At 72.0% G+C, this 1,966-nt stretch carries 3 protein-coding genes; 1 reads left to right on the top strand and 2 read right to left on the bottom strand.

Annotation, left to right across the window (positions count from 1 at the left end):
* Together VGR37_14240 and VGR37_14235 are read right to left on the bottom strand one after the other, a co-directional pair.
* The coding region (locus VGR37_14240; GenBank protein ID HEV2148559.1) for a hypothetical protein at positions 1–204 on the bottom strand (204 nt) is incomplete at its 3' end.
* Between the two features lie 59 nt (positions 205–263).
* On the bottom strand, positions 264–1,109 hold the full coding sequence (locus VGR37_14235; protein HEV2148558.1) for a deoxyribonuclease IV: 846 nt from the start codon (positions 1,107–1,109) through the stop codon (positions 264–266).
* Between the two features lie 210 nt (positions 1,110–1,319).
* Here VGR37_14235 and VGR37_14230 point away from each other — a divergent pair, with 210 nt between their 5' ends.
* Positions 1,320–1,907, top strand: a complete 588-nt coding sequence (locus tag VGR37_14230) for an inorganic diphosphatase (GenBank protein ID HEV2148557.1) — start codon at positions 1,320–1,322, stop codon at positions 1,905–1,907.
* The last annotated feature ends 59 nt before the right edge of the window (positions 1,908–1,966 follow it).

Below are 1,966 nucleotides of genomic sequence, written 5' to 3'. Positions count from 1 at the left end.
GCCGAGCGCCTGCCAGACGCCGCACCAGCGCTCGTCGTGGACGGCGTGGCCGTGGTGGGCCCCCTGGTGGTCCGCGGCGCAGAGCTGCGGGCCGGAGGCGAGCTGCCGGCCGTGGGTATGCGCCCACGGCCCGCCCGCCGCTCCCGCAAGCTGCAGGAGCGCCGCGACGACGAGGGCCGCGCGGGCCCCGATGCGGAACGGCAAGACGCGTCGTTTCACGGAGTTGGCTTACCCCTGCCCGCGCGCGGGTGTTCCGGCGCGCCTCACGCCAGCAGGGAGCGCAGGCGGGACAGGTTGCGGAGGTCCGCCGCGACGGGGTCGTCGCCCTTGGGCGTCTCCAGCACCTTGGGAACGGCGGCGAAGCGCTCGTCGTTCATGATCCGCCGGAAGGGCTCGTCGCCCAGGGAGCCCTCCCCGATGTCGGCGTGGCGGTCCTTCCGGCTGCCGAAAGGGACCTGGGAGTCGTTGAGGTGGAAGAGCCCGAGCCGCTCCAGCCCCACCACGTCCGCGAGGCGCTGCATCACGCCGTCGTAGTCGCCCACCAGGTCGTACCCGGCGGAGTAGACGTGGCAGGTGTCGAGGCAGATCCCCACCCGGGCGCGGTGCTCGGGCGAGATGCGCTCGATCATCGCGGCCAGCTCCTCGAAGGTGGCGCCCAGCACGCGGCCCGACCCGGCGGTGGTCTCCAGCAGGACCATCGTCCGCCCCGGCGTCTCCGCGAGCGCCTCCTCCACGAGCGCGGCGTTCTGGGCGAGGCCCCGGGCCGGGTCGCCGTCGGTGGCATTCCCCGGGTGGGTGACGACCGCGTCCAGCCCCAGGTCCACCGCGCGGCGCAGCTCGGCCCTGAAGGAGGCGAGCGACTTCGCCCGCAGCTCCGGGTCGGCGGTGGCCAGGTTGATCAGGTAGGAGTCGTGGGAGTTGGTGAAGCCGATCCCCTGTGCCCGGACGCCGCCCGTGAACCCCTGGACGTCCTCCTCCCCGCAGACCGGCTCCGCCCAGCGGTTGGGCTGCTTGGTGAAGACCTGGATGGCGGTGGCGCCGATCTCCGCCCCCCGGCCGGGGGCGTTGCGGACGCCGCCCGCGGTGGACACGTGGGCTCCGAGCAGCACGTGGGGACCTCTTCGGGTGGGCGGGAGGGACTGAAGGGTTTCAGGATGGCGGGAAGGTAGGCCGGGCGCCCGGGGGTGTCAACGCGCGGCGGGCGGGTGTACATTAACCCCCCTCGCGGGGAGCGGCTGCTCCCCGTGCCGAGCCTCCGCGCACGCGCCGGGGGCATGTTTTTTCGCTGTGAACCAGACCGGAGCGTTTCGGTACCGCTTATGATGATCAATCCGTGGCACGAGCTCGACCCCGGCACCAACCCCCCGACCGAGATGCGGGCGGTGGTGGAGATCCCGCGGGGGAGCCGCAACAAGTACGAGCTGGACAAGAAGACGGGGATGTTCCGGCTGGACCGGGTGCTCTACAGCGCGGTGCACTACCCGGGCGACTACGGCTTCTTCCCCCAGACCTACGCGGAGGACGACGATCCGCTCGACGCGCTGGTGATGGTCACCGTGCCCACCTTCCCCGGCTGCGTGATCGACGTGCGCCCGGTGGGGCTGTTCCGGATGAAGGACCGGGGCGAGATGGACGAGAAGATCCTCTGCGTCCCTTGCCACGACCCGCTCTACGACGAGTACCTGGACATCGGACAGGTGGCGAGCCACTTCCTCAAGGAGGTGGAGCACTTCTTCACCGTGTACAAGGACCTGGAGGGCGCCCGCGTCACGCCCCTGGGGTGGGAGGACGCCGCCGCCGCCCGCTCGGTGATCACCTCGTCCCTGGCGCGCTACGCGCTGTACCGCAAGCAGGAGCAGGCGGAGGCGTACGCGAAGGTGGAGGTGCGGAAGGGGCTGGAGCTGTAGGTGCCCGGCGGAGCCGGGCAGTGCGGGAGTGCGAAGTGCGACACGAGGGCCCCCCCCCC

This window comes from Longimicrobiaceae bacterium, from assembly GCA_035936415.1.
GTDB lineage: Bacteria > Gemmatimonadota > Gemmatimonadetes > Longimicrobiales > Longimicrobiaceae > JAFAYN01.
The sequence above is the reverse complement of the archived record's forward strand: the minus strand, read 5'-3'. Positions and strand labels throughout refer to the sequence as shown.